This window comes from Rhodococcus sp. EPR-157, from assembly GCF_001647195.1.
Classification (GTDB): Bacteria; Actinomycetota; Actinomycetes; order Mycobacteriales; family Mycobacteriaceae; genus Rhodococcoides.
In genome coordinates, this window is the sequence record NZ_LVCV01000439.1 from 1 (window position 1) to 2,460 (window position 2,460).

Here is a 2,460-nt window from a genome sequence, read left to right on the forward strand (position 1 = left end):
CAGCTCGCTCCCCGCCGCATCGACGAGGATCTGATGGAACAGACCGTCCAGATCGATGAATTCCTTCGCCCCCTCGGCAGTTCGCGTATCGGCCAGGCTTTCTTGTCGATCGAGCGCGTCGCGCATCTGCGCGACCGGCGGCGCACCTGCCTTCAACGACGCACTCGCAGCATGCCGCTCGAGCACACCTCGCAACTCCATCAGCTCGCCGATCTGACGGCCCGACATCGCCGGTACGTGCGCGCCCCGTTTGGGTACCATTTCGACGAGCCCCTCGGCCTGCAGCATCAGCAGAGCCTCGCGAACCGGCGTGCGAGACACCCCGATTCGGGTGGCGAGTTCTTGCTCGTTGAGAAACGTGCCGGTGGCAGCGGGCGACGTGAGCACTTGATCGCGAACGAACGAGTACGCCTTGTCCCGACCCGATAGCGATTGCATACGCTATGTATACCTCCCATAGCGATACGAAACCAGGAGATCAGCCGATGAGCACCACTATTCGAATCAGCCTCGCGCAGGTCACCAGCGGCACCGAACCGTCCGACAACCTGAAGATCATCGACAGGCACGCCCAGGCCGCACACGAAGCCGGATCGTCGATCGTCGTGTTCCCGGAAGCGATGATGCGCTGTTTCGGTGGACCCATTCGGAAGAGTGCAGAACCACTCGACGGCCCGTGGGCGGATGCCGTCCGCGAAATCGCCAAGAAGATCGGCATCACCATCGTCGCCGGCATGTTCACCCCAGCCGACGAAGGCCGCGTTGCCAACACGCTGCTGATCACCGGGCCGGGAGTCGAAGCCTCGTACGACAAGATCCATCTCTTCGACGCCTTCGGATTCGCCGAATCCGACACTGTCGCACCGGGTTCGGAGCCCCTCACCGTCCAGATCGACGGAGTCACAATCGGATTCGCCACGTGCTACGACATTCGCTTCCCCGCCCTGTTCCAGAAGCTCGGCGACCTCGGAGCCAAGCTCGTCCTCGTCCCCGCATCCTGGGGCAGCGGACCGGGCAAGGTCGAACAATGGTCACTGTTGGCCAGGGCGCGCGCTCTGGATTCCACTGCCTACGTCGCGGCATGTGATCAGGCGGAACCAGCGGAAGCCGAAGGTACCGCGCCGCTGGGCGTCGGGCATTCGGTTGTCAGCTCCCCCACCGGCGAGGTCCTCGGCGAGCTCGACGCAACGCCCGGGCTACTGACAGTGGACATCGACACCGGGCTCGTCGACGCTGTCCGCAAGAAGCTCCCGGTGCTCGAGAACCGTCGGCAGTTCTGATTCGGCAGCGGCCAGGAACATGACAAGAGCCGCCGTCCCCTGTCGGGTACGGCGGCTCTTGTCGTCCAGTTCTCAGCGCGAGCTGACGTCCTTGTAGTCGCGCTCGGTGTAACCGGTGTAGATCGGGCGCGGACGGCCGATCTTGGTGGACGGATCCTCGTGCATCTCGCGCCAGTGCGCGATCCAGCCCGGGAGGCGCCCCATTGCGAACAACACCGTGAACATGCGCGGCGGGAAGCCCATCGCGCGGTAGATCAAGCCGGTGTAGAAATCGACGTTCGGGTACAGCTTGCGCTCGACGAAGTAATCGTCGGTGAGCGCGGTCTCCTCGAGCTTGAGCGCGATGTCGAGCAGCTCGTCACCGTTGCCCAGCTTGCCGAGGATGGTGTGCGCGGTTTCCTTGACCAGCGTGGCGCGCGGATCGAAGTTCTTGTAGACGCGGTGCCCGAAGCCCATGAGCTTCACGCCGTCTTCCTTGTTCTTCACGCGACGCAGGAAGTCGGTGGCATCGCCGTCTTCGGCCTTGATCTTGTCGAGCATCTCGAGCACAGCCTGGTTGGCGCCGCCGTGAAGCGGTCCCCACAGCGCGTTGATGCCGCCGGAGATCGAGGTGAAGAGGTTCGCGTCCGAGGATCCGACGAGACGAACCGTCGACGTCGAGCAGTTCTGCTCGTGGTCCGCATGCAGGATGAGCAGCATGTCGAGCGCCTTGACGATCTCGGGATCGACCTCGTAAGGCTCGGCTGGGAAGCCGAACGTCATACGCAGGAAGTTCTCGACGAGGCTCTTCGAGTTGTCCGGGTACAGAAACGGCTGACCGACCGACTTCTTGTACGCGTACGCCGCGATGGTCGGCAGCTTCGCCAGCAACCGGATGGTGGACAGCTCGACCTGCGCCGGATCGTTCGGGTCGAGCGAATCCTGGTAGTACGCCGACAGCGCGTTGACCGCGCTCGACAACACCGGCATCGGGTGCGCGTTGCGCGGGAACCCGTCGAAGAACCGCTTGAGATCCTCGTGCAGCAGGGTGTGTCGACGGATCTTGTCGGTGAACGTCTCCAACTGGTCCTCGGTAGGCAGCTCACCGTAGATCAGCAGGTAGCTGACCTCGATGAACGAAGACTTACCGGCAAGCTGTTCGATCGGGTATCCGCGGTAACGAAGGATTCCCTGGTCGCCG

General features: G+C 63.3%; 3 protein-coding genes. 1 reads left to right on the forward strand and 2 read right to left on the reverse strand.

Going from position 1 to position 2,460, the window contains the following annotated elements; genetic code table 11:
- A partial coding sequence (locus A2J03_RS20440) for a GntR family transcriptional regulator (protein ID WP_068377688.1) occupies nucleotides 1-438 on the reverse strand: 438 nt, incomplete at its 3' end.
- Between the two features lie 47 nt (nucleotides 439-485).
- Here A2J03_RS20440 and A2J03_RS20445 point away from each other — a divergent pair.
- Nucleotides 486-1,280 (forward strand): carbon-nitrogen hydrolase family protein, encoded by a 795-nt coding sequence (locus A2J03_RS20445; protein ID WP_197480882.1) that lies wholly within the window; start codon nucleotides 486-488, stop codon nucleotides 1,278-1,280.
- Between the two features lie 72 nt (nucleotides 1,281-1,352).
- Here A2J03_RS20445 and A2J03_RS20450 read toward each other — a convergent pair.
- The coding region (locus A2J03_RS20450; RefSeq protein ID WP_068377692.1) for a citrate synthase at nucleotides 1,353-2,460 on the reverse strand (1,108 nt) is incomplete at its 5' end.